Annotated in this window: 24 protein-coding genes; 9 read left to right on the forward strand and 15 right to left on the reverse strand. The window is 65.8% G+C overall.

The window, feature by feature from the left end; genetic code table 11:
• Positions 1-39: 39 nt before the first annotated feature.
• Positions 40-912, reverse strand: coding sequence for a LysR family transcriptional regulator (locus KCG88_RS03375; protein WP_210711745.1), 873 nt, complete (start codon positions 910-912; stop codon positions 40-42).
• A gap of 85 nt (positions 913-997) precedes the next feature.
• Between KCG88_RS03375 and KCG88_RS03380 the strand changes: the two genes are divergently transcribed.
• The 3 genes from KCG88_RS03380 (at position 998) to hpaR (ending at position 3,833) form a co-directional block, all read left to right on the forward strand.
• Complete coding sequence (locus KCG88_RS03380) at positions 998-1,954, forward strand: EamA family transporter (RefSeq protein WP_210711746.1); 957 nt, start codon at positions 998-1,000, stop codon at positions 1,952-1,954.
• Between the two features lie 251 nt (positions 1,955-2,205).
• Complete coding sequence (hppD, locus tag KCG88_RS03385) at positions 2,206-3,282, forward strand: 4-hydroxyphenylpyruvate dioxygenase (protein ID WP_047287153.1); 1,077 nt, start codon at positions 2,206-2,208, stop codon at positions 3,280-3,282.
• Positions 3,283-3,410: 128 nt separating this feature from the next.
• Positions 3,411-3,833: a homoprotocatechuate degradation operon regulator HpaR gene (gene hpaR, locus KCG88_RS03390; protein ID WP_011061668.1), complete on the forward strand. Its 423-nt coding sequence runs from the start codon at positions 3,411-3,413 to the stop codon at positions 3,831-3,833.
• Between the two features lie 48 nt (positions 3,834-3,881).
• On the opposite strand, the gene rarD is transcribed toward hpaR, so the two are convergent.
• The 3 genes from rarD to KCG88_RS03405 all read right to left on the reverse strand — a co-directional run bounded on the left by rarD (position 3,882) and on the right by KCG88_RS03405 (position 7,108).
• The gene (gene rarD, locus KCG88_RS03395) at positions 3,882-4,763 is read right to left on the reverse strand and encodes an EamA family transporter RarD (RefSeq protein WP_210711747.1); all 882 of its coding nucleotides are present in this window, start codon (positions 4,761-4,763) and stop codon (positions 3,882-3,884) included.
• Between the two features lie 204 nt (positions 4,764-4,967).
• Complete coding sequence (locus KCG88_RS03400; RefSeq protein WP_047287150.1) at positions 4,968-5,981, reverse strand: aldo/keto reductase; 1,014 nt, start codon at positions 5,979-5,981, stop codon at positions 4,968-4,970.
• A gap of 227 nt (positions 5,982-6,208) precedes the next feature.
• Positions 6,209-7,108 (reverse strand): LysR family transcriptional regulator, encoded by a 900-nt coding sequence (locus tag KCG88_RS03405; protein WP_210711748.1) that lies wholly within the window; start codon positions 7,106-7,108, stop codon positions 6,209-6,211.
• 100 nt (positions 7,109-7,208) lie between these two features.
• Here KCG88_RS03405 and KCG88_RS03410 point away from each other — a divergent pair, with 100 nt between their 5' ends.
• The gene (locus KCG88_RS03410; RefSeq protein ID WP_210711749.1) at positions 7,209-7,940 is read left to right on the forward strand and encodes an SDR family oxidoreductase; all 732 of its coding nucleotides are present in this window, start codon (positions 7,209-7,211) and stop codon (positions 7,938-7,940) included.
• Entirely contained in the window at positions 7,937-8,347 is a 411-nt protein-coding gene (locus tag KCG88_RS03415; protein WP_047337022.1) for a hypothetical protein, read from the forward strand. The genes KCG88_RS03410 and KCG88_RS03415 overlap by 4 nt, the downstream gene beginning before the upstream one ends.
• Before the next feature lie 78 nt (positions 8,348-8,425).
• Here KCG88_RS03415 and KCG88_RS03420 read toward each other — a convergent pair whose 3' ends face one another.
• Positions 8,426-9,736: an MFS transporter gene (locus KCG88_RS03420; RefSeq protein ID WP_047337021.1), complete on the reverse strand. Its 1,311-nt coding sequence runs from the start codon at positions 9,734-9,736 to the stop codon at positions 8,426-8,428.
• Between the two features lie 191 nt (positions 9,737-9,927).
• On the opposite strand from KCG88_RS03420, the gene KCG88_RS03425 reads away from it, so the two are divergent.
• Both KCG88_RS03425 and KCG88_RS03430 read left to right on the forward strand, forming a co-directional pair.
• The gene (locus tag KCG88_RS03425) at positions 9,928-11,049 is read left to right on the forward strand and encodes a sugar diacid recognition domain-containing protein (RefSeq protein ID WP_210711750.1); all 1,122 of its coding nucleotides are present in this window, start codon (positions 9,928-9,930) and stop codon (positions 11,047-11,049) included.
• 310 nt (positions 11,050-11,359) lie between these two features.
• On the forward strand, positions 11,360-12,499 hold the full coding sequence (locus tag KCG88_RS03430; protein WP_210711751.1) for a glycerate kinase: 1,140 nt from the start codon (positions 11,360-11,362) through the stop codon (positions 12,497-12,499).
• Between the two features lie 99 nt (positions 12,500-12,598).
• On the opposite strand, the gene hpaI is transcribed toward KCG88_RS03430, so the two are convergent.
• The 8 genes from hpaI to KCG88_RS03470 form a co-directional block, all read right to left on the reverse strand.
• Positions 12,599-13,399 carry a 4-hydroxy-2-oxoheptanedioate aldolase gene (gene hpaI / locus KCG88_RS03435; protein ID WP_210711752.1) on the reverse strand — a complete coding sequence of 267 codons (801 nt, stop codon included), beginning with the start codon at positions 13,397-13,399 and terminating at the stop codon, positions 12,599-12,601.
• Positions 13,400-13,409: 10 nt separating this feature from the next.
• Positions 13,410-14,213, reverse strand: coding sequence for a 2-oxo-hept-4-ene-1,7-dioate hydratase (hpaH, locus tag KCG88_RS03440; RefSeq protein WP_047287135.1), 804 nt, complete (start codon positions 14,211-14,213; stop codon positions 13,410-13,412).
• 2 nt (positions 14,214-14,215) lie between these two features.
• Positions 14,216-15,523, reverse strand: a complete 1,308-nt coding sequence (locus KCG88_RS03445) for an MFS transporter (RefSeq protein WP_210711753.1) — start codon at positions 15,521-15,523, stop codon at positions 14,216-14,218.
• A gap of 135 nt (positions 15,524-15,658) precedes the next feature.
• On the reverse strand, positions 15,659-16,048 hold the full coding sequence (locus tag KCG88_RS03450; protein WP_047287131.1) for a 5-carboxymethyl-2-hydroxymuconate Delta-isomerase: 390 nt from the start codon (positions 16,046-16,048) through the stop codon (positions 15,659-15,661).
• Between the two features lie 65 nt (positions 16,049-16,113).
• Positions 16,114-16,971, reverse strand: a complete 858-nt coding sequence (gene hpaD / locus KCG88_RS03455) for a 3,4-dihydroxyphenylacetate 2,3-dioxygenase (RefSeq protein WP_210711754.1) — start codon at positions 16,969-16,971, stop codon at positions 16,114-16,116.
• A 54-nt stretch (positions 16,972-17,025) separates the two neighbouring features.
• Complete coding sequence (gene hpaE / locus KCG88_RS03460) at positions 17,026-18,486, reverse strand: 5-carboxymethyl-2-hydroxymuconate semialdehyde dehydrogenase (RefSeq protein WP_210711755.1); 1,461 nt, start codon at positions 18,484-18,486, stop codon at positions 17,026-17,028.
• The gene (locus KCG88_RS03465; RefSeq protein ID WP_047287124.1) at positions 18,487-19,287 is read right to left on the reverse strand and encodes a fumarylacetoacetate hydrolase family protein; all 801 of its coding nucleotides are present in this window, start codon (positions 19,285-19,287) and stop codon (positions 18,487-18,489) included.
• A 9-nt stretch (positions 19,288-19,296) separates the two neighbouring features.
• A complete protein-coding gene (locus KCG88_RS03470; protein WP_210711756.1) occupies positions 19,297-19,956 on the reverse strand; it encodes a fumarylacetoacetate hydrolase family protein in 660 nt (219 codons plus the stop codon).
• Between the two features lie 198 nt (positions 19,957-20,154).
• Here KCG88_RS03470 and hpaA point away from each other — a divergent pair, with 198 nt between their 5' ends.
• Entirely contained in the window at positions 20,155-21,084 is a 930-nt protein-coding gene (gene hpaA, locus KCG88_RS03475; RefSeq protein WP_210711757.1) for a 4-hydroxyphenylacetate catabolism regulatory protein HpaA, read from the forward strand.
• Between the two features lie 114 nt (positions 21,085-21,198).
• Positions 21,199-22,290 carry a DUF1176 domain-containing protein gene (locus KCG88_RS03480; protein WP_210711758.1) on the forward strand — a complete coding sequence of 364 codons (1,092 nt, stop codon included), beginning with the start codon at positions 21,199-21,201 and terminating at the stop codon, positions 22,288-22,290.
• 9 nt (positions 22,291-22,299) lie between these two features.
• Here KCG88_RS03480 and KCG88_RS03485 read toward each other — a convergent pair whose 3' ends face one another.
• Together KCG88_RS03485 and KCG88_RS03490 are read right to left on the reverse strand one after the other, a co-directional pair.
• On the reverse strand, positions 22,300-23,961 hold the full coding sequence (locus KCG88_RS03485; RefSeq protein WP_047337012.1) for a GMC family oxidoreductase N-terminal domain-containing protein: 1,662 nt from the start codon (positions 23,959-23,961) through the stop codon (positions 22,300-22,302).
• 35 nt (positions 23,962-23,996) lie between these two features.
• A complete protein-coding gene (locus tag KCG88_RS03490; protein ID WP_210711759.1) occupies positions 23,997-25,298 on the reverse strand; it encodes a carbohydrate porin in 1,302 nt (433 codons plus the stop codon).
• Positions 25,299-25,341: the final 43 nt, after the last annotated feature.

Raw genomic sequence — 25,341 nt, forward strand, 5'->3', positions numbered from 1 at the left:
CCCCTGCGGTTATTTTGATCATCGCAGGATAGCCGGCTTTTACCGGCGATACAGGCGCTGCGCGTGCTGGATGAAGGCCAGGGCCGCCGGCGACGCCTGGCGGCGGTCGAGCATCGCGACACCCACTTGGCGGCGCACGGCAGGCTCCAGGGGACGGCTGGTGTAGCGCGGGTCCGCGGCCTGGGGCAGGGACAATTCGGCAACGATGCTCAAGGCATCGCCGCGGGCCACGGTTTCCAGGGTGCTCAGCAGTTGGGTGCTGCGGTAGCGGATATTGGGCCGCAGGCCCGCTCCGATGAACAGGCGTGACACCAGTTCCGCCGAGCCGGCTTCGGTGAGCACGAAGGGGTCATGGCACAGTTGCTCCAGGCGCAGTCGCGCTTCGCTGGCCAGGGCGTGGCTGGCTGGAATCAATGCCAGCAACTGGTCCTCGACCAGTGGCACGGTGTCGAAGCGCTCCTGGGGCAACACCACGAAGCCCAGGTCCACCCGTCGTTCTTCCAGCCATTGCAGGACCTGGCGATCAGGGCCTTCGTCGATGTGCACTTCGATGTCCGGATATTCGCGGCGGTAGTCGTGAAGAATCCGGGGCAGCAGGCGGATCGACGAGGTGGGGCCGAACGAGCCGATGCGCAAGGTGCCGCGCTTCATGCCCCGGGCATCCGCGGCTTCCTGGGCCAGGGTCGCCGCCAGGCCGAGCATGGCCCGGGCGCGCAGCAGCAGCTGGGTGCCGATGTCGGTGAGTTCGACCTGGGCCTGGTGCCGGTGAAACAGGTCCACCTGCAGCTCCTGCTCCAGTGACTTGATGGCATGGGACACCGCCGACTGGGTGATGCCCAGGCGCGTGGCGGCGCTGGTAAAGCCCTGGAGTTCGGCCACCAGGGAAAAGATCTCCAGCTGGGTCAGGGTCATGAGTAAAAGCTCATTTTACGATGATCAGGCATTAGACAAAAAATGTCCGTGCAGCACAAACCCATTGCCTCAGAGCGTCTTGACCATGAGTGATAGCCATATCAGCGGCCCCCTGGCGGGCGAATACCGGGACCTGGCGGTGTATGGCCGCCTGGCGACAGTCACCATGATCTGGGGTGGCACCTTCGTTGCCGGGCGCTACCTGGCCGGCGGGCTCTCGCCCTTGCTGGCCGCCAGCCTGCGGTTCCTGCTGGCCAGCCTGGCCTTGCTCGGCTTCATGGCCGTGGCGCGCATTCCCCTGGTGCGGCCCAGCCTCAGGCAGTTCGGCCAACTGGCACTATTGGGGTTCTTCGGGATCTTCTTCTACAACCTGTGTTTCTTCCTCGGCCTGGAGCAGGTCAAGGCTTCTCGGGCATCGTTGATCGTGGCCCTGAACCCGGCAGTGATTGCCCTGGCGTCCTGGGCGCTGTTCAAGGAGCGCCTGGGCCGGCGCAAGCTGTTGGGCATTGCCCTGTGCCTCTGTGGCGCGGCCCTGGTGATCTGCAGCCGTGACCCTTCGGCCCTGGCGGCGCAGGCCGGGGGCTGGCGCGGCGACCTGCTGATTCTGGGCTGCGTACTGGGCTGGGGCGTGTACTCGCTGTTCTCCAGGGGGCTGAACCTCAGCCTGGGTTCATTGCAAACCGTGACCTACTCGATCCTCCTGGGCACCCTGATGCTCTGCGCCGTCACCCTGATCCGTGGCGAGTTCGACCTGCAGGCGGTGGCCCGTCTGAACCTGGCCCAGTGCCTGAGCCTGCTGTACCTGGGCGTGCTGGGCTCGGCGCTGGCCTATATCTGGTATTACGACGGTTTGCGGCGGATCGGTGCCACCCGTTGCGGTGTATTCATCGCCCTCAATCCGCTGACGGCGGTGATCCTAGGCGCGCTCTTGCTGGGAGAACAGTTGAGCCCGGTGATGGGGTTGGGCGGGGCGCTGATTCTCGGCGGTATCTACCAGTGCAACAAACCCCTTGCGGGCGGGGCAAAAAAGGCGATTTTATAGAGAATGCGGACAAAGGCTTTTACGCTGTGTAGAATCCGGTTACGCATACAATAATAAAGTCTTCTGGCAGCAGAAGCCTCGCCCCCCAGCCTGTAAGACAGGGTCGAAATGAAGATTCTCGGGTTTCAACTGATCTATGGTGACTTCCTCGCCCGCAGCGTGCGCGGTATCTCCTGTGCGCCACCGTCCCTCCTCAGCATTGCTAGCAACTAACGATCCGTTAATTCTAAAAATATGATGAGGCGCCAACCATGGCAGATATCTTCGAAAACCCAATGGGCCTGATGGGCTTTGAATTCATCGAATTCGCATCGCCCACCCCCAACACCCTCGAACCGATCTTCGAGATCATGGGTTTCACCAAAGTCGCGACCCATCGTTCCAAAGACGTGCATCTGTATCGCCAGGGTGCGATCAACCTGATCCTAAACAACGAACCCCACAGCGTCGCTTCCTACTTCGCGGCCGAGCACGGCCCGTCGGTGTGCGGCATGGCGTTCCGGGTCAAGGATTCGCAAAAGGCCTACAAGCGCGCCCTGGAACTGGGCGCCCAGCCGATTCACATTGAAACCGGCCCGATGGAACTGAACCTGCCGGCGATCAAGGGCATTGGCGGCGCGCCGCTGTACCTGATCGACCGTTTCGGCGAGGGCAGCTCGATCTACGACATCGACTTCGTGTTCCTCGAAGGCGTGGACCGCAACCCCAAGGGCGCGGGCCTGAAGATCATCGACCACCTGACCCACAACGTGTACCGCGGGCGCATGGCCTACTGGGCCGGTTTCTACGAGAAACTGTTCAACTTCCGCGAGATCCGCTACTTCGACATCAAGGGCGAGTACACCGGCCTGACTTCCAAGGCCATGACCGCTCCGGACGGCATGATCCGCATCCCGCTGAACGAGGAATCGTCCAAGGGTGCCGGGCAGATCGAGGAGTTCCTGATGCAGTTCAATGGCGAGGGCATCCAGCACGTGGCCTTCCTCACCGACGACCTGGTCAAGACCTGGGACGCCCTGAAGAAGATCGGCATGCGCTTCATGACCGCACCACCGGACACCTACTACGAAATGCTCGAAGGGCGCCTGCCGAACCACGGCGAGCCGGTCAACGAGCTGCAATCGCGGGGCATCCTGCTGGACGGTTCTTCGGAAGCCGGCGACAAGCGCCTGTTGCTGCAGATCTTCTCGGAAACCCTGATGGGCCCGGTGTTCTTCGAATTCATCCAGCGCAAGGGCGATGATGGCTTCGGCGAGGGCAACTTCAAGGCACTGTTCGAATCGATCGAACGCGACCAAGTGCGTCGTGGTGTACTGGCCACCGAGTAAGCCCCGGCACGCTTGAGTCCAAGGCCCGATCAGGAGGTTTCTGGTCGGGCTTTATTTTGCCTGTCGGTTGGCGATTGTGAATGTGTTAATGTTTCGCCCCCGATTCCCAGCCCCCGACCGATGCCTCGATGAACACACCCAGACCTTCCCTGACCTTGACCCTGCTGCAGGCCCGTGAGGCCGCCATGGCGTTTTTCCGTCCCTCGCTGAACCAGCACGACCTGACCGAACAGCAATGGCGGGTGATCCGCATCCTGCGCCAGAACGGCGAGCTGGAGAGCCATCAGCTGGCGAAGATGGCCTGCATCCTGCCGCCGAGCATGACCGGCGTGCTGACCCGCCTGGAGCGCGATCAGTACGTCAGCCGGCGCAAGTCTCCGGAAGACCAGCGCCGCCTGTTCATCACCCTGACCGACAAGGGCCAGGCCTGTTTCGAATCCATGAGCGGCGACATGGAAATCAACTACCAGAAGATCCAGCAGCAGTTCGGCGAAGACAAGATGCAGGCCTTGCTGGCCCTGCTCAACGAACTGAAGCAGATCAAGCCCTGAGCCCGTACCGCAGGCCTTGATGCACGCGAGATACCCCCGCAGCCGGGCTCAGACCCGGCGCTGGCGCAGCAGATGGCGTACACCTTCGAGTACCAGGACCAGCACCGCCAGCCAGATCGGCACGTAGGTCAGCCATTCCCCGGCCTTGATGCTTTCCCCCAGCAGCAGCGCCACCAACAGCAGCAGTACCGGTTCCACATAGCTGAGCAGGCCGAACAGGCTGAAGGCCAGCAAGCGGCTGGCAATGATGTAGCACACCAGCGCCGAGGCACTGATCACCCCCAGCACAGGAATCAGCAGGTACAGCCAGGGCTGGGCCGCGACCACGGCAATGCCCTGTTCGCCGCTCTGCACCACCCACAGTGCCACCGGCATCAGTAGGGCCATGTCCACCCACAGGCCGCCCAGATGGTCGGTACCCAGGCGCTTGCGCAAGACGAAATACAGCGGGTAGCCCAGGGCCACCACCAGGGTCGCCCAGGAAAAGCTGCCCACCTGGTACAGCTCGTTGAGCACGCCGATGCAGGCCAGCACCGCTGCCAGCTTCTGCAGCCGCGACAGACGTTCGCCATAGACGATGCGCCCGGTCAGGACCATGGTCAGCGGCAGCAGGAAATAGCCCAGGGATACGTCCAGGCTGTGGCCGTTGAGTGGTGCCCACATGAACAGCCAGAGCTGCACCCCGAGCAGCGCCGATGACAGCAGCAGCGCCAGGCCCTGCACGGGCTTGCTGCGCACCCGGCGCAGCACTTCGTCGACCCGATGCCATTCACCGGCCAGCAGCATGAACAGGGTCATGCAGGGCAGGGTCAGCAACATCCGCCAGCCGAAGATCTCCACCCCGGTCAGGGGCGCCAGCAGCGAGGTGTAGAAATACATGACGGCAAACAGCACCGACGCCAGAACCGATAACGCAATACCTTTAGACACGCAGTCCTCGTAGAACCCGAACGCTCGGGATGCACAAAAAGAAGGGGAGAGTGGAGCGAGGGGGAATATAGAGGGTTTGCCCCGGGATTTTTGCTCTGTTTGCGACACCCCGGCGGGAAAATTTCTCGTTTGTGGCGCAGCCCGGCCTTCCAGAGAAAGGCCGGGCTGCGATGGCCGCTGGGTTTGCGCGGCCAGGGCCCGTGTTTAGCCCAGGTGCGCAAAACGTCCGGAGACAAAATGGCCGACATCATTGAAACCGGGTGTCGAGGCGTGCCCCGGGGTCACCAGAGCGTCGATGAAGGCTTCGTCCTCAGGGCTGATCTTCACCTCCAGGGCCCGGGTGTAGGCATCCCACTGGGCCTCGGTACGCGGCCCGACGATGGCCGAACTCACCGCCTGGTTGTTCAGCACCCAGGCAATGGCGAACTCGACGATCCCGGCCCCGCGCCCCTGGGCGTATTCCTGGATCTGCTGGGCGATGCGCAGGGATTCGACCCGCCATTCGGTCTCCAGGATGCGCTTGTCCTGGCGCCCGGCGCGGCTGGCGGCGTCCGGGGCGACGTCCGGCGCATACTTGCCGCTGAGCACACCCCGGGCCAGGGGGCTGTAGGGCACCACGCCCAGGCCATAGGCGCGGGCCGCGGTGATCTGCTCGGCCTCGGCCTGGCGGTTGACGATGTTGTACAGCGGCTGGCTGATCACCGGGCGGTCCACCCCCAACTGGTCGGCGAGGCGAATGGCCTCGGCGATCCGCCAACCCCGGTAGTTGGACAGGCCCCAGTAGCGGATCTTGCCCTGGCGCAACAGGTCGCCGATGGCCGAGATGCTCACCTCCAGCGGGGTGTCGTGGTCTTCGCGGTGCAGGTAGTAGATGTCCAGGTAATCGGTGCCCAGGCGGGTCAGGCTGGCCTCGATGCCGTTGAAGATGTGCTTGCGGCTCAGGCCGCTGCGGTTGGGCACGCCGTCTGCCGGGCCGAACCCCACCTTGGACGCCAGCACCCACTCATGGCGATGGCGGGCGATGGCCTCGCCGACGATCTCCTCGGAGCGGCCCTGGGTGTAGACATCGGCGGTGTCGATGAAATTGATCCCCTGGTCCCAGGCCTTGTCGATGATGCGCAGCGAATCTTCGGTGCTGGTCTGCTCGCCGAACATCATGGTGCCCAGGGTCAGGGTGGAAACCTTGAGACCGGAATGGCCGAGGGTACGATAGCTCATGGGTGGAATCCTTGTGCTAGAGGGCTGGCCAGTGCGTTTCCGGCCATGGGGGCGACCATCAAATACCACAACGCCGGGCCTCTGCAATGCCTGAATGGCGCTCCCTTGCCGGCACAGGTGCCCGTGAGATCGCCATCGCTGGCAAGCCCGCTCCTACAAGGAGGTTCCGCAGGAGCCGGCTTGCCGGCGAACCGCGCAGCGGCCAGCCGCCCCGGGGCCGCACCGGGTCAGGGACACAGCGCCCGGCAGCGCTGCAACACAAAGCTGTGCAGCAGGCGCACCCGCTCGGAAACCTGCAGGCGATGGGGGCACAGCAAGTTGAAGGGGGCCGGTTCCCCTTGCCAGTCGTCGAGCAGCGGCACCAGGCGCCCGGCGCGGATGTCCTCGGCCACATCCAGCCGGGCCTTGTAGACAATGCCGTGGCCAGCCAGGGCCCAGCGCCGGGCCACTTCACCGTCGTCGCACAGATAATCGCCCCGCACCAGGACTTCGCGGGTTTCGCTGCCGCGGCTGAAACGCCAGCGGTCATAGGGCTGGCCGTTGCGCAGGTACAGCAGGGCGCTGTGCCCGGCCAGTGCCTCGGGGTTTTGCGGCACCCCGCAACGGGCCAGGTAGGCCGGGCTGGCGCAGGCGATGCGCCGGTGCCCGGGGAGAATCGGCAAGGCCACCAGGCTGGAATCTTCGGGCACGCCAAAGCGCAGGGCCACATCCACAGCGTCGCGGAACAGGTCGGCGTGGCGATCATCGAGCCGCAGTTGCAGGCGCAGTTGCGGGTGCTCGGCCTTGAATTCATCGAGCCAGGGCAGTAGGGCATTGCGCCCGAAGTCCGAGGGCGCCGACAACTGCAACACCCCGGCCAGGCCCTGGCTCTGCTGCTTGAGCGCCAGCTCGCCGTCCTCCAGGGTGGCCAGGGCCAGGCGCACGCTTTCCAGGTAGCGCCGGCCTTCCTCGGTGAGCCGCATGCTGCGGGTGGAACGCGCCAGCAAACGGCTGCCCAGGCGGGTTTCCAGGCGCTTGAGGGCGATGCTGGCGGCTGCGGCGGTCAGGCCCAGGGAGCGGGCCGCGGCGGAAATGCTCCCGGCATCGGCGGTGCGTACGAAGATTTCCAGGTCCAGTATCGAGCTCATTGATAAAAATCCTTTAAAGATCTTTGCGTTTTAGCGGGATTTTTCCTCGATTGGCAAGCTGGGAAGATGCAATCACTTTCAATCGCAGCAGGTGATCGCAATGACTCTTTCCAACTCAAGCCTGGCCCAGCAAACCTTGGTGGTGATTGGCGCAGGCAGTGGCATCGGTGCTGCGGTAGCGCGCCAGGCCGCGGCCCGTGGCGCTCGGGTGGTACTGGCGGGGCGCAGCCTCCAGGCTTTGCAGCGCCAGCAGGCACAACTGCCGGAATCGGCCCGCAGCATCGCCGTGGACATTACCGATGCCGCCAGTCTCCAGGCCTTGTTCACCAGGGTAGGGGCCTTCGATCACCTGGTGATCAGCGCCGGTCCGGCCATCGCCGCCAAGCCCCTGGCCGATACCGACCTGTCGGACGCCCAGCGCGCCTTCGAGGTGAAGTTCTGGGGCGTGTGGCGCGCGGTGCAGGCGGCGTTGCCGACGCTCGCGCCGCAAGGCAGCATCAGCCTGACCTCGGGCCTGCTGTCGCGCAAAATGGTCCCCGGGCAAGTGCTCAAGACCACCCTCAACGCCGCCCTCGAAGCCCTGGGCAAGCACCTGGCCAAGGAGCTGGCGCCACGTCGGGTGAATGTCATCAGCCCCGGGGTCACCGCCACCGAAGCCTATGCCGGGATGCCCGAGCACGCCCGCGAAGCGATGTTCGCCCGCACTGGTGCCAGCCTGCCGGTGGGCCGCGTCGGCCAGCCGGATGAGGTGGCGGCGGCCTTTATCCTGGCCATGGAGAACGGCTTTATCAGCGGGAGCCTGATCGATGTCGATGGTGGAGGCCTGTTATGAACTGGCGCTTCGATCACCTGGCGTTCAACTGCGCCGAGGGTGACGTGTTGCAGCAGGCCTTCGCCGATCTGCTGGGTCTGCAAGCGGGCCGGCGGCCGCCGTTTCCCTTTCCCGGGCGCTGGTTGTACCAGGGCGAGGCGGCGCAGGTGCACGTCATCGAACAGGCTCATTGCCCTGAGCCGCAACTGAGCCACATCGCCTTCAGTACCCAGGAGGCAGCCGAAGCCGTGTTGCGGCGGGTGCAAGCCAGTGGCCTGGAACATCAAGTGGCGCAGGTGCCGGAAGATGGCATCTGGCAGATCTTCGTCCGCTTGCCCGGTGGCCTGGTGCTGGAGTTGGATGCTCCGGCAACGGGGGCGTTGAGCATCAGCCACGACTACGCCCGACAGGGTGGGGCACCGGCCTGAGCCCAGCCATGAAAAAGCCCGTTGGAGCAGAGGCTCGAACGGGCTTTTGTCGTGGCCGGGGCTGTGTAGGGCCGGGGCTTAGCGGTTCAGGGTGCGGGTCATGCGCAGCGCCAGCAGGCTGCCGGCAACAATCACCCCAGCCAGCAGGTACAGCGCGGCGTCGGTGGAACCGGTGCTGTCCTTGACCCAGCCGACGATATAGGGGCTGAGGAACCCGGCCATCTGGCCCATGGAGTTGATCAGCGCCAGGCCACCGGCGGCCGCACCAGCGCTGAGCAGGGCGGTGGGCACCGGCCAGAACATCGGCAGGCCGGTGAGGGCACCCATGGTGGCGAGGGTCAGGCCGAGAATGGCGATGGCCGGGTTGGCGGCGAAGTTAACCGCGATCAGCAGCCCCACGGCGCCCATCAGCATCGGCACTACAAGGTGCCAGCGGCGCTCCTTGCGCAGGTCCGCCGAACGCCCCACCAGCAGCATGAACACTGCTGCCAGCAGGTAAGGAATGGCGCTCAGCCAGCCGATCACCAGGTTGTCGGCAAACCCCAGGTTCTTGATGATCGACGGCAGCCAGAAGTTGATGGCGTAGACCCCGCTCTGGATGCAGAAGTAGATCAGGCCGAAGGCCCAGATCGCCGGGTTCTTGAACACCGCGGCCAGGGAGTCGCTGGCGGTCTTGGGCTGGTTGGCGAGGTCGCTGGCCTGGTCGGCTTCCAGCACCGCGCGTTCAGTCGGGGTCAGCCACTTGGCATGGGCGAAGCTGTCGCTGAGCAGGAAGAACGCCAGGGCGCCGAGGATCACGGTAGGAATGCCCTGCAGCAGGAACATCCACTGCCAGCCGGCAAGGCCGCCCTGGCCGGCGGCGAAGTGGTTGAGGATCCAGCCGGAAAACGGGCTGCCCAGCAGGCCGGACACCGGGATCGCCGACATGAACAGGGCCATGATCCGGCCACGGCGGAAGGTCGGGAACCACTGCGAGAGGTACAGCACCACGCCGGGGAAGAAGCCGGCTTCGGCGGCCCCGGTGAACAGGCGCAGGGTATAGAACTGGGTCGGCGTGGTGACGAACAGCAGGCAGGTGGACAAGGTGCCCCAGGTGATCATCATCAGCGCGATCCAGCGCCGCGGGCCGAACCGGTTCAGTGCCAGGTTGCTCGGCACGCCGCACAGCACGTAGCCGATGAAGAAGATCCCGGCACCCAGGCCGTAGACCGTTTCGCTGAATTTCAGGGCATCGAGCATCTGCAACTTGGCGAAGCCAACGTTGACCCGGTCGAGGTAGTTGAACAGGTAGCAGACGAAGATGAAGGGGATCAGGCGCAGGGTGATGCGCTTGTAGACGGCGTTCTTGTCGTCAGCCTGGGCCAGTGCGGCAGCGGCGCTCTGTGACATGGTGTGTCTCTCTTTATTATGATTTTTCGCGGTGCAAGGGTAACGTTGACCGCCCTGAGAGTCTCGGTCACCGGCGCGGGCCTGTCTTTGTGCCGGCGCACAGCGATTGGCCCCGAGCCCTGTGCCACTGAACAACGCCGCGTACCCCGCGGACCGTCCCCGCAGCTGTAGCCGTCAAGGATCATCCCCCCATGTTCGAACTGGATCATGACCTGGCGCAGGATATCGTCGACCGCACGATGGCGATCCTGCCCTACAACGTCAACGTCATGGACAGCCAGGGGCTGATCCTTGGCAGCGGCGAACCGGAGCGTATCAACACCCGGCACGAAGGCGCGCAACTGGTGCTGGCCAACGGCCGGGTGGTGGAGATCGACGAACCCACCGCGCGCCAGCTCAAGGGCGTGCAGCCGGGCATCAACCTGCCGCTGTTGCATGACCAGCGGCTGATCGGGGTGCTGGGCATTACCGGCGACCCGGCGCAGTTGCGCACCTATGCCGAACTGGTGCGCATGACCGCCGAGATGCTGGTGGGCCAGCGCCACCAGCAGGCCGAGCAGCAATGGCGGCGCCAGCGCTGCGACGACCTGCTGGCCCTGCTGTTGAGCGACGGCGGCGACTCACCGCGGCTGGTGGATGAAGCCCAGCAGATGGGCCTCAAGCCACAGCTGGCGCGCACGCCCTATCTGTTCGAACTGGCCCAGGAACCGGCCTCGGGGCAGGGCGTGGATAGCCTCAGCAGCTGGTTGCTGAGCCGTTATCCGGACAGCTGGTGCGTCAGCTCGTCGAAGAGTTCCCTGCTCTGGTGCCGCCCGGCGAGCCTCAACCTGGACAACCCGCGGCTGCTGGAAAAGCTCGACGGCCAGGGCTGGAACATCCTGCGGGTGGCGGTGGGCGGGCAGGCCGAGGGCCTGGCCGGATTGCGCCGCTGCTACCGCCGGGTCGGCGACCTGCTGGCCTACGGCCGGGATATCCTGCCGGATGCGCGATTGCTCACCCTCAACCGCTACCGCCTGCCGGTGATGCTCTGGCGCCACCGCAACGATGACGCCCTGGACGAACTGCTGACGCCTTTGCGCAAGGTCCTGGCCAAGGACAGCAACGGCCAGTTGCTGGCGACCCTGCGCAGCTGGTGCGACCACGACGGCCAGAGCCAGGCCTGCGCCGATGCCCTGGGCATCCACCGCAACAGCCTGCGCTACCGCATGGAACGGATAGCCGAGCTCAGCGGCGTCGACCCCTTGCGCCTGGACGGCATGCTGGCTCTTTATCTTGGCGTACAGCTGCTGCCCCACCGCAGCGAGCCGGCCTGATTTATCGCACCGATCTCCACCATCGCCTATCCCGATCCAACAGGGGTGGTAGCCGCTGCCGAGCCTTGGCGAGGCTGCGAAAAGGCCCGCAGGGCCTTGCCTGGCAGTCTCCAGCCAAACCTGTATCGCGCCTTCAAGGTCCTCGCGAGGGCTGCGCGCCCGTTCGCAGCCTGCGGCAGCGGCTTTAACGCTGGGCGAGGTTGGGCGGTTGTAGCAATGAACAATAAAGAACCCTCACTCTTGTGCAGCGGACCGGCGTCAGCGCCTCCGGCAAGTGGCAGCATGGCGGCACAAGAACCGGAGAAAACCCATGAAGATCATCATCGCCCCCGACTCGTTCAAGGACAGCCTGAGTGCCGAAGGCGTGGCCCAGGCCATCGCTCTAGGGCTGGCGGATGTGTGGCCCGACGCCCAGGTGCACCAATGCCCCATGGCCGACGGTGGCGAAGGGACGGTGGAATCGATTCTCGCCGCCTGTGACGGGCAACTGCGCAGCAACCGGGTCCAGGGGCCGCTGGGGGCGATCGTGGAGGCGCGCTGGGGCTGGCTGCCCCAGAGCCACACGGCAATCATCGAAATGGCCGAGGCCAGTGGCCTGCAACTGCTGGCGCTGGAGCAGCGCGATGCGTGCAACAGCAGCACCTTCGGCACCGGGGAGCTGATCCAGGCCGCTCTGGAGGCCGGTGCCCGGCGCATCATCCTGGCCATCGGCGGCAGCGCCACCAACGACGGCGGCGCGGGGGCCCTGCAGGCGCTGGGGGTCAAGCTGCTGGACCGCCAGGGCCGGATACTGCCTCGCGGCGGCCTGGCCCTGACCGACCTCGCCCACATCGAGCTGGATGCCATGGACCCGCGCCTGGCCCAGGTGCGCTTCGACATCGCCGCCGACGTCAACAACCCCCTGTGCGGCGAGCACGGCGCTTCAGCCATCTTCGGCCCGCAGAAAGGCGCCTCGGCGCAGCAGGTGCAGCAACTGGATCAGGCCCTGGGACACTTCGCCGACTTGTGCGCCCAGGTACTGCCCAAGGATGTGCGTGATGAGCCCGGCAGCGGCGCGGCCGGTGGCCTGGGGTTTGCCGCCAAGGCGTTTCTCGGCGCGCAATTTCGTCCCGGGGTGCAAGTGGTGGCGGAACTGGTGGGCCTGGAACAGGCGGTGCAGGGTGCTGATCTGGTGATCACCGGTGAAGGTCGCTTCGACGCCCAGACCTTGCGCGGCAAGACCCCGTTCGGCGTGGCGCGCATCGCCCGTGAGCAGGGGGTTCCGGTGATCGTCATTGCCGGCACCCTGGGCGAGGGCTACCAGCAGATGTACGCCCACGGCGTGGACGCGGCGTTCGCCCTGGTCTCCGGGCCCATGAGCCTGGAACAGGCCTGCCGCGAAGCCCCGCGCCTGCTGCGCGAGCGCGCCGCCGACATCGCCCGTCTCTGGCGCCTGGCCCGCAACCACTAGGCACCCCGTAGGAGCTGGCTTGCCAGCGAAGAGGTCCTCAAGCCTTGCCGCGCGCAAGAACGCCTTCGCCGGCCAGCCGGCTCCTACGGCAATTGCCCGTCAGTAAACCCCACCCTCGCTGGTGGGGGCGTCCAGGGTCTTGTACTGGCCGGCCAGGCTCTGCAGGCCCTTCATCAGGACCGTGGTGTCCACGCCCACCGCGACAAAATTTGCCCCCAACTCGATGCAACGCCGCGCCAGTCGCTGATCGGCACTGAGAATCCCTGCGGCCTTGCCCGCCCGACGAATCCGCACGAAGGCGTCTTCAATCGCGGCCACCACGTCCGGGTGCCCGGGGTTGCCCCGCTGGCCCATGGCCGCCGACAGGTCCGCCGGGCCGATAAACACCCCGTCGACCCCGTCCACCGCGAGAATCTCATCCAGGTTGCGCAGGCCTTCGAGGTTCTCGATCTGCACCAGCAGGCACATTTGCGCGTCTGCCTGGTTCAGGTAGTCGGCGATGCTGTTCCAGCGAGAAGCCCGGGCCAGGGCGCTGCCCACCCCGCGCACTCCCAGTGGCGGGTAGCGCATGGCGCGCACCAGCTGGCGAGCCTGCTCGGCGCTTTCCACCATGGGGATCAGCAAGGTCTGGGCGCCAATATCCAGCAGTTGCTTGATCAGCGCGGTGTCGCCAATCGGCGGGCGGACGATGCCCTGGGCCCCATAGGGGGCAATGGCCTGCAACTGCGCCAGCAAGCTGCGCAGGTCGTTGGGGGCGTGTTCGCCGTCCAGCAGCAGCCAGTCGAAACCGGCATTGGCCGCCAGTTCGGCGCAGTAGGCATCCGCCAGGCCAAGCCACAGCCCGATCTGTGGCTCGCTGTGTTGCAGGCGTTGCTTGAACAGGTTCTGCGGCATGTGCATCTGCTTCTCCTCAGACGAAACGGCAGGCGATGCTGCCCAACTGGTCGTAGTCCACGTGGAAGACATCCCCGGGCCGCGCCGCCACCGGCCGGGTGAAAGAACCCCCGAGGATGATCTGCCCGGCCTCCAGGCCGACGTCATAGGCCGCCAGCTTGTTGGCCAGCCAGGCCACGCCCTTGGCCGGGTGGTTGAGCACCGCGGCGGACACCCCGGATTCCTCGATCACGCCATTGCGGTAGAGCACCGCCGGCACCTTGCGCAAGTCCACATCCCCTGGACGCACGGCGCGGCCACCCATCACCACCCCGGCGTTGGCGGCATTGTCCGAGATGGTGTCGAAGACCTTGCGGGTGGCCTGGGTCTGCGGGTCCACCTGCTGGATGCGCGCATCGATGATCTCCAGCGCCGGGATCACCCAGTCGGTGGCCTCCAGCACATCGAACAGGGTGCAGTGGGGCCCCTTGAGCGGCTTGCCGAGGATGAACGCCAGTTCCACCTCGACCCGGGGCACGATGAAGCGCTGGAAGGGAATGTCGCTGCCTTCATCGAACAGCATGTCGTCCAGCAGGGCGCCGAAATCCGGCTCGGTGATGTTCGAGGAGACCTGCATGGCCCGTGAGGTCAGGCCAATCTTGTGGCCCACCAGCTTGCGCCCGTCGCGGATTTTCTGTTCCACCCAGCAGCGCTGGATGGCGTAGGCATCTTCGATGCTGATAGCGGGGTATTGCAGGGACAGCTGGCCGATCTGTTCACGGCTGCGCTCGGCGGCGTTGAGGCGCGCGGCGGCTGCCTGGATATCCGAGGGGCTGAGCATGGTTATTTCTCCCGAGGGTTGACGATATGAGCCGGCACCTGGAGCACCAGCCAGGCGCCGCAGGCAATCAGCAGGGCCAGGGCGTAGAGGGCCAGGCTGGCGCTTTGGGTGGCGTCGCGCACCACGCCGATCAGGTAAGGGGCAAGGAACGCGGCGACGCTGCCGAAGGAACTGATCAGGGCGATACCCGCGGCCTGGGTGCTGCTGGCGAGAAAGGCCGGCGGCAGTTGCCAGAACATTGGCAAGGCGGCGCTGGCGCCCATGCCCGCCACCAGCAGGCCGAACATCACCAGCCAGGGGTTGTCCGGGGCCAGCCCGGTGAGGATCAGCCCCAGGCTGGACATCAGCAGCGGCACCCCCAGGTGCCAGCGGCGTTCGCGCAGGCGGTCCGAGGAGCGGCCGACGCCCAGCATGAACAGGCAGCCTGCCAGGTAGGGCAGGGCACTGAGCAGGCCGACATTGCTGTCCCGGGCGATGCCGGCGTGGTGGATCAGGGTCGGCATCCAGAAGGCGATGGTATTCACCGCCAGCATCACCGCGAAGTAGATGCACACCAGCAACCAGACGTGGCGGTCCCTGAGGATGCCGCTGAAACGGGTGATGGACTTGTGCTGTTCTTCCTGTTGCAGGGCCTGCAGCAGCCAGGTCTTCTGCGCCGGGGTCAGCCAGCCCACCTGTTCGATGCTTTCCGGCAGGGCCTTGAGCACCACCAGGCCCAGCAGCACCACCGGCAGGCCTTCGATCAGGAACATCCACTGCCAGCCGCGCAGGCCGCCGAAGTCGTGGAAGCTTTCCAGGATCCACCCGGAGAGGGGGCCGCCAATGACTCCGGCCATGGGCACGGCGATGGCGAACAGGGCGGTGACCTGGCCGCGGCGGCTGGCCGGGAACCAGCGGTTGAGCAGCACCAGGATGCCAGGGAAGAAGCCGGCCTCGGCGACCCCCAGCAGAAAGCGCAAAACATAGAAGCCCCAGGCGCTGTCCACCAGCATCAGGGCGCTGGACAGCAGGCCCCAGACCACCATCAGGAAGGCGATCCAGCGCCGTGGGCCGACCCGGTCCAGGGCCAGGTTGCTGGGCACTCCGAACAGCGCGTAGGCGACGAAGAACAGCCCGGCACCCAGGCCATAGACGCTGTCGCTGAAGCCCAGGTCCTGGGTCATCTGCAGCTTGGCGAAACCGATGTTGATGCGGTCCAGGTGAGCAAAGATGTAGCAGACGAACAACAGCGGCATCAGCCGCCAGGTGATCTTGCGATAGCAGTCATCGACCTCGGCGACCGGCGCCGTGGCAAGGGTTGAGTGGGGCATGGCAATGATCTCGTTTTTGTTCTTGTGTGGGTGGCCGGCTGCTAGGAGCCGGCTTGCCGGCGAAGGCGGATACGGGGCTGGCACAAGGCTTGAGGGTTTCTTCGCTGGTGAGCCAGCTCCTACCCGCGGCTACCCTCAGGCTTGTCCGCGCAGGAACTCGTGCACGTTGTTGTGCTTGAAGTTCAGCTCGGCATCCAGCTCGCTCATTTCGAACGACAGGGCCAAGAGGCGCTGGCCCTGCAGCTCGGCGAAGTGCGCCTTGATGATCTCGAACAGGCCCTCGGCGACCTTGCGCCGTGTGGCCAGGTCGCGGCCGGCGCCGACTTGCAGGCGCATGTGGACGAAGGCGTAGTCGTGCTTGCCGTCGGCCATGCGCCAGGTGTCCAGGCGCACCCCGCGGCTGCGGATGCCGCCCAGGGGGAATACGCCAGTGGCGCCCAGGTAGTCATGGACCTTTTCGAACAGCCCCGGCAGGTCGGCGGCCTGTTCGATGTTGTCGGTGTATTCAGCGATGAAATGCGGCATGGAGAACTCCTTGGCAAGTGGCCGGTGGGAACCCGGCCGCTTGCGAGTCAGGGTGGCAGCTGGGCCTAGACAGGGAAGATGGCGTTGATCTGGCCGGTGCCGGAGCTGCCGAACAGCGGCGTGACGATCTCCGCGGGGCGGTTGTATTCAGGCCCGCCCAACAGCCCCAGAAGCATGGACGTATCGTGCATGCCGCCCTCGCCATGGCAGCTGGTGGCGTAGTCCGGGAGCATGGCGCAGAACTCGCGGAAGCGGCCCTGCTGCCACAGCTCCACCACCCGCTGGTCCACCTGCTTGTCGAACTCCCGGGTCCAGTTGTGGATGTTGGCCTCGGCCTCGCGGTCGTTGGAGAACCGGTGGGAGAGGGAACCCGACGCCAGCACCAGGACCTTGCGCTCGCTCTTCTCGATGGCCCGGCGCACCGCGGCACCAAAGGTGAAGCTGTCTTCCAGCTTGTGCCAGGCGCACCAGGCGGCGATGGACACCACCTTCAAGTGCTCGGCAGCGGGCACGTCCATGTGCATGTAGCGCATGGGCACCAGGGTGCCGTACTCCAGTTCCAGGCTGGGAATGTTGTGGGCCAGGGTGCGCACGTCGGCGGCATTGGCCTCGGCGGCGATCAGCTCACCCAGCTCCGGGCAACCCTGGTAGTCGTAGGTCATGTTCTTGATGAAGTGCGGCAGCTCGTTGCTGGTATAGGTGCCGTTGAACGCCTCGCCGCAGTTGATGTGGTACCCGCTGTTGACCAGCCAGTGCACATCGAACACCACCGCGGTGTCGGCCCCCAGCTCCCGGGCCCGGCGGGCGATCTCCTTGTGCCCGGCAATGGCCGCCTCACGGCAGCCGTGGTGTTTGCCCGGCAGTTCGGACAGGTACATCGATGGTACGTGGCAGACCTTGGCGGCCATGACGACTTCGCCCATGGTGCTTCTCCTGAAACATCTTCTTGTTGGGGTGATCCGGGACGGCTCTGAACCTTACACGCCCCAGCGCGGTATGTGGTGGCTGCCCATGGAGAGGCAGACGTTCTTGATCTCGGCAAAGACTTCGAAGCTGTATTCGCCGCCTTCGCGACCGGTGCCCGAACCCTTGATGCCGCCGAAGGGTTGGCGCAGGTCGCGCACGTTCTGGCTGTTGATGAACACCATGCCGGCCTCGATGCCACGGGCCAGGCGATGGGCCTTGCCGATGTCCTGGGTCCAGATGTAGGAGGCCAGGCCGTACTCGGTGTCGTTGGCCAGTTGCAGGGCCTGGGCCTCGTCCTTGAACGGGATCAGGCACACCACCGGGCCGAAGATCTCTTCCTGGGCGATGCGCATCTGGTTGTCCACGTCGGCGAACACTGTGGGCTGGATGAACTGCCCGCGGGCCAGGTGCGCCGGCAGGTTGGCCGGGCGTTCCAGGCCGCCGGCCAGCAGGGTCGCGCCTTCTTCCAGGCCGATGCGGATGTAGCCGGTGACCTTGTCGTAGTGGGCCTGGGTGATCATCGAGCCGACCTGGGTCTTGGGGTCCTGCGGGTCACCGACGATCAAACGCCTGGCCCGGGCGGCGAACGCCTTGACGAACTGCGGGTAGACGCTTTCCTGGATGAAGATCCGGCTGCCGGCGGTGCAGCGCTCGCCGTTCAGGGAAAAGATGGTGAACAGCGCGGCGTCCAGGGCCCGTTCCAGGTCGGCGTCCTCGAAGATCAGCACCGGCGATTTGCCGCCCAGTTCCATGGAGTACTTCTTCAGGCCCGCGGTCTGCATGATCTTCTTGCCGGTGGCGGTGCCGCCGGTGAAGGAAATCGCCCGCACGTCCGGGTGGCGTACCAGGGCATCACCGGCGGTGGCGCCATAGCCCTGGACGATGTTCAGCACCCCGGCGGGAATCCCGGCTTCCACCGCCAGCCGGCCCAGCTCATTGGCGGTCAGCGGCGACAGTTCGCTCATCTTCAGCACCGCGGTATTGCCCAGGGCCAGGCACGGCGCGGTCTTCCAGGTGGCGGTCATGAACGGCACGTTCCATGGCGACACCAAGGCGCAGACGCCCACCGGCTGGTACAGGGTGTAGTTGAGCATCTGGTCGTCCACCGGATAGCTGTGGCCATCCATGCGGGTGCAGACCTCGGCGAAGAAATCGAAGTTGTGGGAGGCCCGGGGAATCAGCACGTTGCGGGTCTGGTGGATCGGCAGGCCGGTGTCCAGGGTTTCCAGCTCCGCCAGGTGCGGTACGTTCTCTTCGATCAGCGCACCCAGGCGGCGCATCAGCCGGGCGCGTTCCTTGGCTGGGGTATTGGCCCATTTTGGAAAGGCGTCCTTGGCCGCCGCCACCGCCTGGGCGATTTCCTCGGCGCCGCCGCTGGCCACCTCGCCAATGGCTTCACCGGTGGCGGGGTTGTAGTTGGTGAACACTTCGCGGCTTTCGACTTCGCGGCCGTTGATCCAGTGCTTGATCATTTATGCGTGCTCCTTGGCCACGGCAGTGGGCTCCGGGTGGGCGTGATGGGTGAAGAATTCGCTTTCGCTGACGATGCGGTTGACCAGCCGGCCGATGCCTTCGATTTCCACCACCACCTCATCGCCGGGCACCACGTCGGACAGGCCTTCGGGGGTGCCGGTGGCGATCATGTCCCCCGGTTGCAGGGTCATGAAGCCGGACAGGTATTCGATCAGGTAGGGGATGTCGAAGATCATGTCGGCGGTGCTGCCTTGCTGGCGCAACTCGCCGTTGACCCAGGTGCGCAGGGTCAGGTTGTTGGGTTCGGGTACCTGGGCCGCGTCGATGATCCACGGGCCCACCGGGGTGGTGGCATCGCGGTTCTTCACCCGCAGGTTGGGCCGGTAGTAGTTCTCCAGGTAGTCGCGGATCGCATAGTCGTTGCACAGGGTGTAGCCGGCCAGGTAGTCCAGGGCGTCCTCGCGCTTGACGTTGCGCGCGGTCTTGCCGATCACCGCCACCAGTTCGCACTCGTAGTGCATGTAGGCGACGTTGTCCGGGCGCCAGGTCACCTGCTTGTGGCCGGTGTAGGTGCCGGGAGACTTGATGAACACCAGCGGCTCGGTGGGTGGCGTGAAGGCCAGCTCGGCCGCGTGGTCGGCATAGTTCAGGCCCAGGGCGAACATGGTCCCGGTGGCCGGCGGCAGCCACTGCACCTGGTCTTCGGCCAGGACCCGGCCGTCTTCCAGTTGCAGGGTGTTGGGGCCGGTGACCAGGGCCTGGTGGACCTGGCCCTGATAACGAATGCGTGCATGTTTCATGTCGGTTCCTTATTCGGCCACGATGGTGTTGGCGAGGCGGCCCAGGCCGCTGATCTGCACTTCGACCCGATCGCCGGGGCGGACATCGACCCGGCCTTCCGGGGTGCCGGTGATCAGCACGTCACCGGGGTGCAGGGTCATGAACTCGCTGATCTCGGCAATCAGCTGGGGAATGCTGCGCACCAGGTTGGCGGTGCTGTTGTGCTGCACCCGCTCGCCGTTGACCCACAGCTCCAGGCTCAGGTCGTGGGGATTGCTCACCTCGGCGGCCGGCACCAGCTGCGGGCCCAGGGCGCAGAAGCCGTCCCGGCACTTGGCCTTGACCGCGGGGCGGTAGTAGCTGTCTTCCGGCAGGCTGAATTCGTTGACGATGGTGTAGCCGGCCACGTGCTCCAGGGCGTCTTCCAGGCGCACCCGGCTGGCGCGCTTGCCGATCACCACGCCCAGGGCCGGGCCCGGCTGCAGGCGTTGGACGTCCTTGGGGAAGACCACGGGCGCTTCATGGGAATTGCGGGTGTTGGGGGTCTTGATGAACAGCACCGGTTTCACCGGAGGCTTCTGGTAGGGCGGTTGGGTGAAGCTCTGCAGATGGCTCTGCAGCAACCCCTGGTAGTTCAGCGCAACGCCGAACAGGGTGCCGCCGGCGTGATCGTTCAGTGCACGGCTCATCGGGCTCTCCTGGTGTCCGTACCCGTAGCGGCTTGCCGCTGGTGGATCGATTTCGTTAATGTATTAACGTTATATTTAATATGTTAACGATCGTCAAGCGATGGACTGCGCGCTTCCATCCTGCAGTGGCGGGCAAGCCGCGAATCACGCAGGATGCGCAGGGTCCGCGTGGATCAAAATAAAAAACAGAAGGGCGCCATGAACCCACGCCAACCGATTCCCAACATCAACATCGGCCAGGTCTACGACCAGCGTTACGCCGATGCCCAGGTGCACTACGACAAGCTCAGCAACCTGGCCGGCTTCTTCGGTCGCAACATGCCGGTGCATCGCCACGACCGTTTCTTCCAGGTGCATTACGTGCAGAGCGGCGCGGTGCGGGTCTACCTCGACGATCAGCAGTATCTGGAGTCGGGGCCGATGTTCTTCCTGACCCCGCCGACCATTCCCCACGCCTTCGTCACCGAGGCCGACAGCGAAGGCCATGTGTTGACCGTGCGCCAGCAACTGGTGTGGGAGTTGATCGGCGCCGACCCGGCACTGGCCCCGGCGCCCCAGGTGCCGCCGGTGTGCGTGGCCCTGGCGCGCCTGGGGCCGCAGTTCGCCGGCGAAGTACGACGCCTGGAGGGCCTGTTCCATGAATTGCAGCGGGAGATTGCCGGGCAGGGCCCGGGGCGCGAGCCGGCGCTGCAAGCCCTGACCCGGTTGCTGATGATCAGCCTGCTGCGGTTGTCGACCAACTCCCTGACGGCGCGCCCGGCACGCCACGAAGACCTGCAGATATTCCACCGCTTCAACGAGCTGATCGAGGCCCGCTACCTGGAGCACTGGCCCCTGGGCCGCTACGCCAGCAGCCTGGGAGTGACCGAGGCGCGGCTCAATGATGTCTGCCGGCGCATCGCCGACCTGCCGTCCAAGCGCCTGGTGCATGAACGGGTGATGCAGGAATCCAAGCGCCTGCTGCTGTTCACCGGCAGCTCGATCAACGAAATCTGCTACCAGCTGGGCTTCAAGGACCCGGCCTATTTCAGCCGGTTTTTCCAGCGTTACGCCAAGACCGCGCCGGGGGAATACCGCTTGCGCCAGGGCCAGGCGCCTGCCCCTGGCGCAAATGCGCCGGATGCCTGATCCCTGGGGCAGGGCTGATGCCGTGGGGCCGCGCCCAGACAACTGACCCTGGCGCTATTCGCCGCCTGGCGGGCGTGGCAGAATCCGCGCCTTTGCCCGACAAGGAGCGTCGTCATGCTGCGTACCGTTGTGTTGCCCCTGCTGGTGCTTGGCGCCTTGCCGTGCCTGGCCCGGGAGCTGCCGGAGCTGACGCCGCTGTGGTTGCAGCAGGAGGGCTGGATCGGCGCGTGCGACAACCGCCGCGATTGCCAACTGCTCTACGCGCCGAACATCGACTTTGCCGAGCAGGTCAACCACCTGACCCTGAAAATCCGCAGCCAGGCCGGCCCCGAAGGCCTGTTGCAACTGCAACTGGAGCACCAGGGCGCGCCATTGGAACCCGGTGCATTGCGTCTGGATGGCCAGCCGCTGGAACCCGGCCTGCTGGCGGCGCTGGTCCAGGAAGTGGAAGCCCCCGACAGCACCCGTGAACAACAGTACTACCGGGTTGATGACCAGCCCCTGGCCCGGCAATGGCTGGCGCGGCTGCGGGCCGGGCAGGTGCTGGAACTGCCGGGAGAGGAGCCGGCCCAGGTGCTGCTCAAGGGGTTGCCGGACTTGCTGCAACGGGTGGACCAGGTGCAGCAGCGCCAGGGCACGGTCAGCGCCCTGGCGGCGCCCGGCGAACAGCCGGCCAGCGCGGTGCCCGGGTTGCAGCCGGCCGCGGCATTGCGCCCCTATCCCGGGGTGAAGCCCCTCGGCGCCCGAGAGCGCACCGGGCTGCTGGCGGCGGTGCGCAAAACCTTGCCGCCGGCAAAGACCGAAGACGCCGACGACTACGTCATGCCACCGAGGATCGAGGTCTATCCCCTGACCGCGCAGCAGGCGCTGGTCTTCGAGTTCTCCGATTGCGGCGCCTATATCTGCCTGTTCGATATCAGCAGCCGCTCGCGCACCGCGCCCTATGGGCTGCAACCCCTGCAGATGCAGGCATTGCCGGACGGCAGCGTCGACCATGCCGGGGGCCTCAATTATTACCCCGAGACCGGCGAGCTCAGCAGTTTCCTCATGGGCCGAGGGATGGGCGACTGCGGTGAAATGGCCAGTTGGCACTTCGATGGCCAGGCCTTCCAGCTCACTGACTATCGGCGCATGCCCACTTGCAGCGGCCTGGGCTACGAAGACTGGCCGGTGCTCTGGAGCGCCGAGGCACCCAAGCACCCCTGAGTCCCGGTATCAGACGCAAGCCTGGTCCTGGGGCACGGCGCAGGGTGGTGCCTTGGCCGTGCCCAGCACCAGGTCCGCGGCCTTTTCCCCGATCATGATCGCCGCCGCATTGGTGTTGCCGGTAATCAGGCTCGGCATGATCGAGGCGTCCGCTACCCGCAACCCCTGGAGGCCGTGGACCCGCAGCTGGTCGTCCACCACCGCCAGTTCGTCGTGGCCCATCTTGCAGCTGCCCACCGGGTGAAACACCGTGCCCAGGTGCTGGCGGATCCATTGCTCGATCTGCTCCTGGCTCTGCACCTGCGGGCCGGGTACCAGCTCGCCCTTGAGGCGTTGGGAGAAGGCCCGGGTCGCTGCCAGCTGGCGCACCAGGCGCAAGCCGGCCACCAGCTTGCGCAGGTCTTCGGGGTGGCTGAGGAAGTTGGCGTCGATCAGCGGCTTGTCGTGCGGGTCGGCGGAGTTCAAGCGAACCCGGCCGCGGCTCTGCGGGTGCATCACCGCCACATGCAGGCTGATGCCGTGGCCCACCGGGATCAGGCGCTGGGGCTGGTTCTTCAGGGCCGGGGCGACGATCAGCCCCAGTTCCGGCACCGGGTCCTCGGGCGCAAGGCGCAGGAAGGCTCCAGACTCGACGGTGTTGGAGGTCAGCGGGCCCTGGCGCCGGGTCAGGTACTGCCAGGGTGAGCGGGCCAGGGGCAGCAGGCCCTTGGCGGAAATGCCGTAGCCCAGCTCGGGGTCGCTGCGGTACATCAGCACGATGTCCTGGTGATCCTGCAGGTTGAGTCCGACCCCTGGCAGCGGGTGGCGGGAAACGATCCCGTGGCGCGCAAGCTCCTCGGCCGGGCCGATGCCGGACAGCAACAGCAGTTGCGGTGAGTTGATCGCCCCGGCGCACAGGATCACTTCCCGGCGTGCCTGCAGTTGCCAGACCCGGCCGTCCTGGCTGATTTCCACACCGCTGGCCCGCGTGCCTTGCAGCAACACCCGGTGGGTCAGGGTGCTGCTCAATACCGTCAGGTTCTGCCGGTGCAGGATCGGGTGCAGGAAGGCCCGTGCCGCGCTGCAGCGCTCGCCGTTGATCTGGGTGACATGGAAGGGCCCGAAGCCTTCCTGCTCCGGGCCATTGAAGTCCGGGTTGTAGCTCCAGCCCAGCTCGGTGGCGGCCTGGTAGAACACCTGATTGACCGGGCTCGGGCTGCGCTGCTCGGCGACGTTGAGTTCGCCGTGCTGGCCGTGCCACGGCGAGGCGCCGGGTTCGAAATGCTCCGAGCGCTTGAAGTAGGGCAGCAGTTCGTCATGGCTCCAGCCCTGGTTGCCGGCGGCGGCCCAGCGATCGAAGTCCAGGCGATGGCCGCGGATATAGATCATGCCGTTAATCGCGCTGGAGCCGCCCCAGACCCGGCCCCGGGGGCAGGGGATCGGCACGTCGCCGCTGCTGGCCTGTGGGCTGAACTGGTGCATCCAGTTCCAGCGCGGGTTGGCGATCAGGCGGATGATCCCCGCCGGGGTACGCACATAGGCGGCGGGCAGCAGGGTGCGGTCGCTGGGCCCGGCTTCGATCAGGCACACCTGGACCTTGGGATCGGCGGACAGCCGGTTGGCCAGCACGCAACCGGCGGAGCCGGCGCCCACCACGATGTAGTCGAAGGTCTGCGTGGTTGTTTCACTCATCGGAGGTACCTCGTTGGCAGTCACAGAAATCCATCTCAGAGCCCCAGCAGCGAGCCGACGTCGAGGGTCACTTGCAGGCCGACGACAAAGCCGTTGCCGCTCAGCTCGCGGGCTTCGGGGTTGTAGAAGTTGTCCGGGTTGACCAGGTACTGGACGCTGGGCTCCAGGGCCAGTTGCCGGGTCAGGGCGATATGGGCGTTGGCTTCCAGCGCGTAGACATTGCGTTCGCCCAGGCGCGGGTCGCCACCGTTGGCGATGCGGGCCTGCTGCTGGAAGCGCAGCTGGTGGTCGTTGAGGCGCAGGTAGCTGGCCTTGAGGTTGAGCTTGTCCTGGGGCCGGTCGAAGGGCGCGAGGTAGGTCAGCCCCGCCTCGGCAAACTGGCTGAAGGGCTGCTTGTCATCGGCCGCCGCCGACAGCGACCCGAACAGCAGCAGGGCCTGGGGCGCACTGCCGGTACCGGCGTCGGCACGCCACAGTGCCTGCTGGAACTTGAAGAAGGCACCGCCGGTGCCGAAATCCATGGCTCCGGTCAGCGGGTCCACCTGCTTGGAGGTGTTGTAGTAGCCGTTGAGCTCGTAGTGGGAGCTGTAGGCATCGCGGTTCTGGCTGCCGAGGCCCAGCAGCAGGCTGGTGCCGCTGGCGTCGTCGGTACTGAAATCCAGGCCCTTGCGTTCCTTCAGGTAGTCCACCGGGTTGGACTCGAAGGCGCCGCCATGCACGTACCACTGGGGCGTCAGCTGGTATTTCAGGTAGCCGCCCCAACTGCCGTAGGGCGGCGGCAGGATGCCGGTGGAAGAGTCGATGATCGGGTCGTTGCAGGTCACCGTGCTTTCGCAGTTGTAGATATAGAAGTAGCGCCGGGCGTTGGTCCGCCCCAGGCTCAGGTCGACCCGGCCGTCGAGCCAGGTCTGCTGGTAGGTCAGCAGGCTCAACTGGTTGCTGGTGAGGTCGTTGTGGATCGGCGCGCCGCCGAAGTAGCTGCCGGCGGCGCCCTGCCAGTTGCGCGAGGTGGGCACACCGGTCTCGTGGTCGAGGATGAACAGCGTCTGCTCGAAGTGCAGGGCCGCGCCGTCGAGGCCGGCGAAGGTTCCCAGATCGATATCGGCGCCGACGAACAGGTCGCCGCTGTTGCCGAAACTGTGGGGCCGGGGGCCCGTGTCCAGGTTCTTCATGGCCAGGCTGAGGAACTGCACATGGGACGTGATGCCACGGTCGGCCAGGTAGTCCCCCAGGCCGGACAGTGGGCCGGTACGCGGCGTGGGCGGCGTTTCGGCAAGGCAATCAAGGGGCAGCAGCAAGGCGGCCAGCAGCGGGCACAGCGCATAGGTTGCATTCATGTCGGGTACTCGATTCTTGTTGTTTTTGTCTTGAGTGTCGGTT

It is taken from the genome of Pseudomonas sp. MWU349, assembly GCF_017947325.1.
Lineage (GTDB): Bacteria > Pseudomonadota > Gammaproteobacteria > Pseudomonadales > Pseudomonadaceae > Aquipseudomonas > Aquipseudomonas protegens.

Bases quoted from the DNA above. Each gene is read 5' to 3' on its own strand.
- KCG88_RS03415 (WP_047337022.1), top strand. From the start codon at position 7,937: ATGAACTGGCGCTTCGATCACCTGGCGTTCAACTGCGCCGAGGGTGAC.
- KCG88_RS03420 (WP_047337021.1), bottom strand. From the start codon at position 9,736: ATGTCACAGAGCGCCGCTGCCGCACTGGCCCAGGCTGACGACAAGAAC.
- KCG88_RS03465 (WP_047287124.1), bottom strand. From the start codon at position 19,287: ATGAAACATGCACGCATTCGTTATCAGGGCCAGGTCCACCAGGCCCTG.
- hpaR (WP_011061668.1), top strand. From the start codon at position 3,411: ATGAACACACCCAGACCTTCCCTGACCTTGACCCTGCTGCAGGCCCGT.
- KCG88_RS03485 (WP_047337012.1), bottom strand. From the start codon at position 23,961: ATGAGTGAAACAACCACGCAGACCTTCGACTACATCGTGGTGGGCGCC.
- KCG88_RS03430 (WP_210711751.1), top strand. From the start codon at position 11,360: ATGAAGATCATCATCGCCCCCGACTCGTTCAAGGACAGCCTGAGTGCC.
- hppD (WP_047287153.1), top strand. From the start codon at position 2,206: ATGGCAGATATCTTCGAAAACCCAATGGGCCTGATGGGCTTTGAATTC.
- hpaI (WP_210711752.1), bottom strand. From the start codon at position 13,399: ATGCACATGCCGCAGAACCTGTTCAAGCAACGCCTGCAACACAGCGAG.
- hpaH (WP_047287135.1), bottom strand. From the start codon at position 14,213: ATGCTCAGCCCCTCGGATATCCAGGCAGCCGCCGCGCGCCTCAACGCC.
- KCG88_RS03480 (WP_210711758.1), top strand. From the start codon at position 21,199: ATGCTGCGTACCGTTGTGTTGCCCCTGCTGGTGCTTGGCGCCTTGCCG.
- KCG88_RS03410 (WP_210711749.1), top strand. From the start codon at position 7,209: ATGACTCTTTCCAACTCAAGCCTGGCCCAGCAAACCTTGGTGGTGATT.
- hpaD (WP_210711754.1), bottom strand. From the start codon at position 16,971: ATGGGCGAAGTCGTCATGGCCGCCAAGGTCTGCCACGTACCATCGATG.
- KCG88_RS03425 (WP_210711750.1), top strand. From the start codon at position 9,928: ATGTTCGAACTGGATCATGACCTGGCGCAGGATATCGTCGACCGCACG.
- KCG88_RS03405 (WP_210711748.1), bottom strand. From the start codon at position 7,108: ATGAGCTCGATACTGGACCTGGAAATCTTCGTACGCACCGCCGATGCC.
- KCG88_RS03490 (WP_210711759.1), bottom strand. From the start codon at position 25,298: ATGAATGCAACCTATGCGCTGTGCCCGCTGCTGGCCGCCTTGCTGCTG.
- KCG88_RS03380 (WP_210711746.1), top strand. From the start codon at position 998: ATGAGTGATAGCCATATCAGCGGCCCCCTGGCGGGCGAATACCGGGAC.
- hpaA (WP_210711757.1), top strand. From the start codon at position 20,155: ATGAACCCACGCCAACCGATTCCCAACATCAACATCGGCCAGGTCTAC.
- KCG88_RS03400 (WP_047287150.1), bottom strand. From the start codon at position 5,981: ATGAGCTATCGTACCCTCGGCCATTCCGGTCTCAAGGTTTCCACCCTG.
- KCG88_RS03450 (WP_047287131.1), bottom strand. From the start codon at position 16,048: ATGCCGCATTTCATCGCTGAATACACCGACAACATCGAACAGGCCGCC.
- hpaE (WP_210711755.1), bottom strand. From the start codon at position 18,486: ATGATCAAGCACTGGATCAACGGCCGCGAAGTCGAAAGCCGCGAAGTG.
- KCG88_RS03470 (WP_210711756.1), bottom strand. From the start codon at position 19,956: ATGAGCCGTGCACTGAACGATCACGCCGGCGGCACCCTGTTCGGCGTT.
- KCG88_RS03445 (WP_210711753.1), bottom strand. From the start codon at position 15,523: ATGCCCCACTCAACCCTTGCCACGGCGCCGGTCGCCGAGGTCGATGAC.
- KCG88_RS03375 (WP_210711745.1), bottom strand. From the start codon at position 912: ATGACCCTGACCCAGCTGGAGATCTTTTCCCTGGTGGCCGAACTCCAG.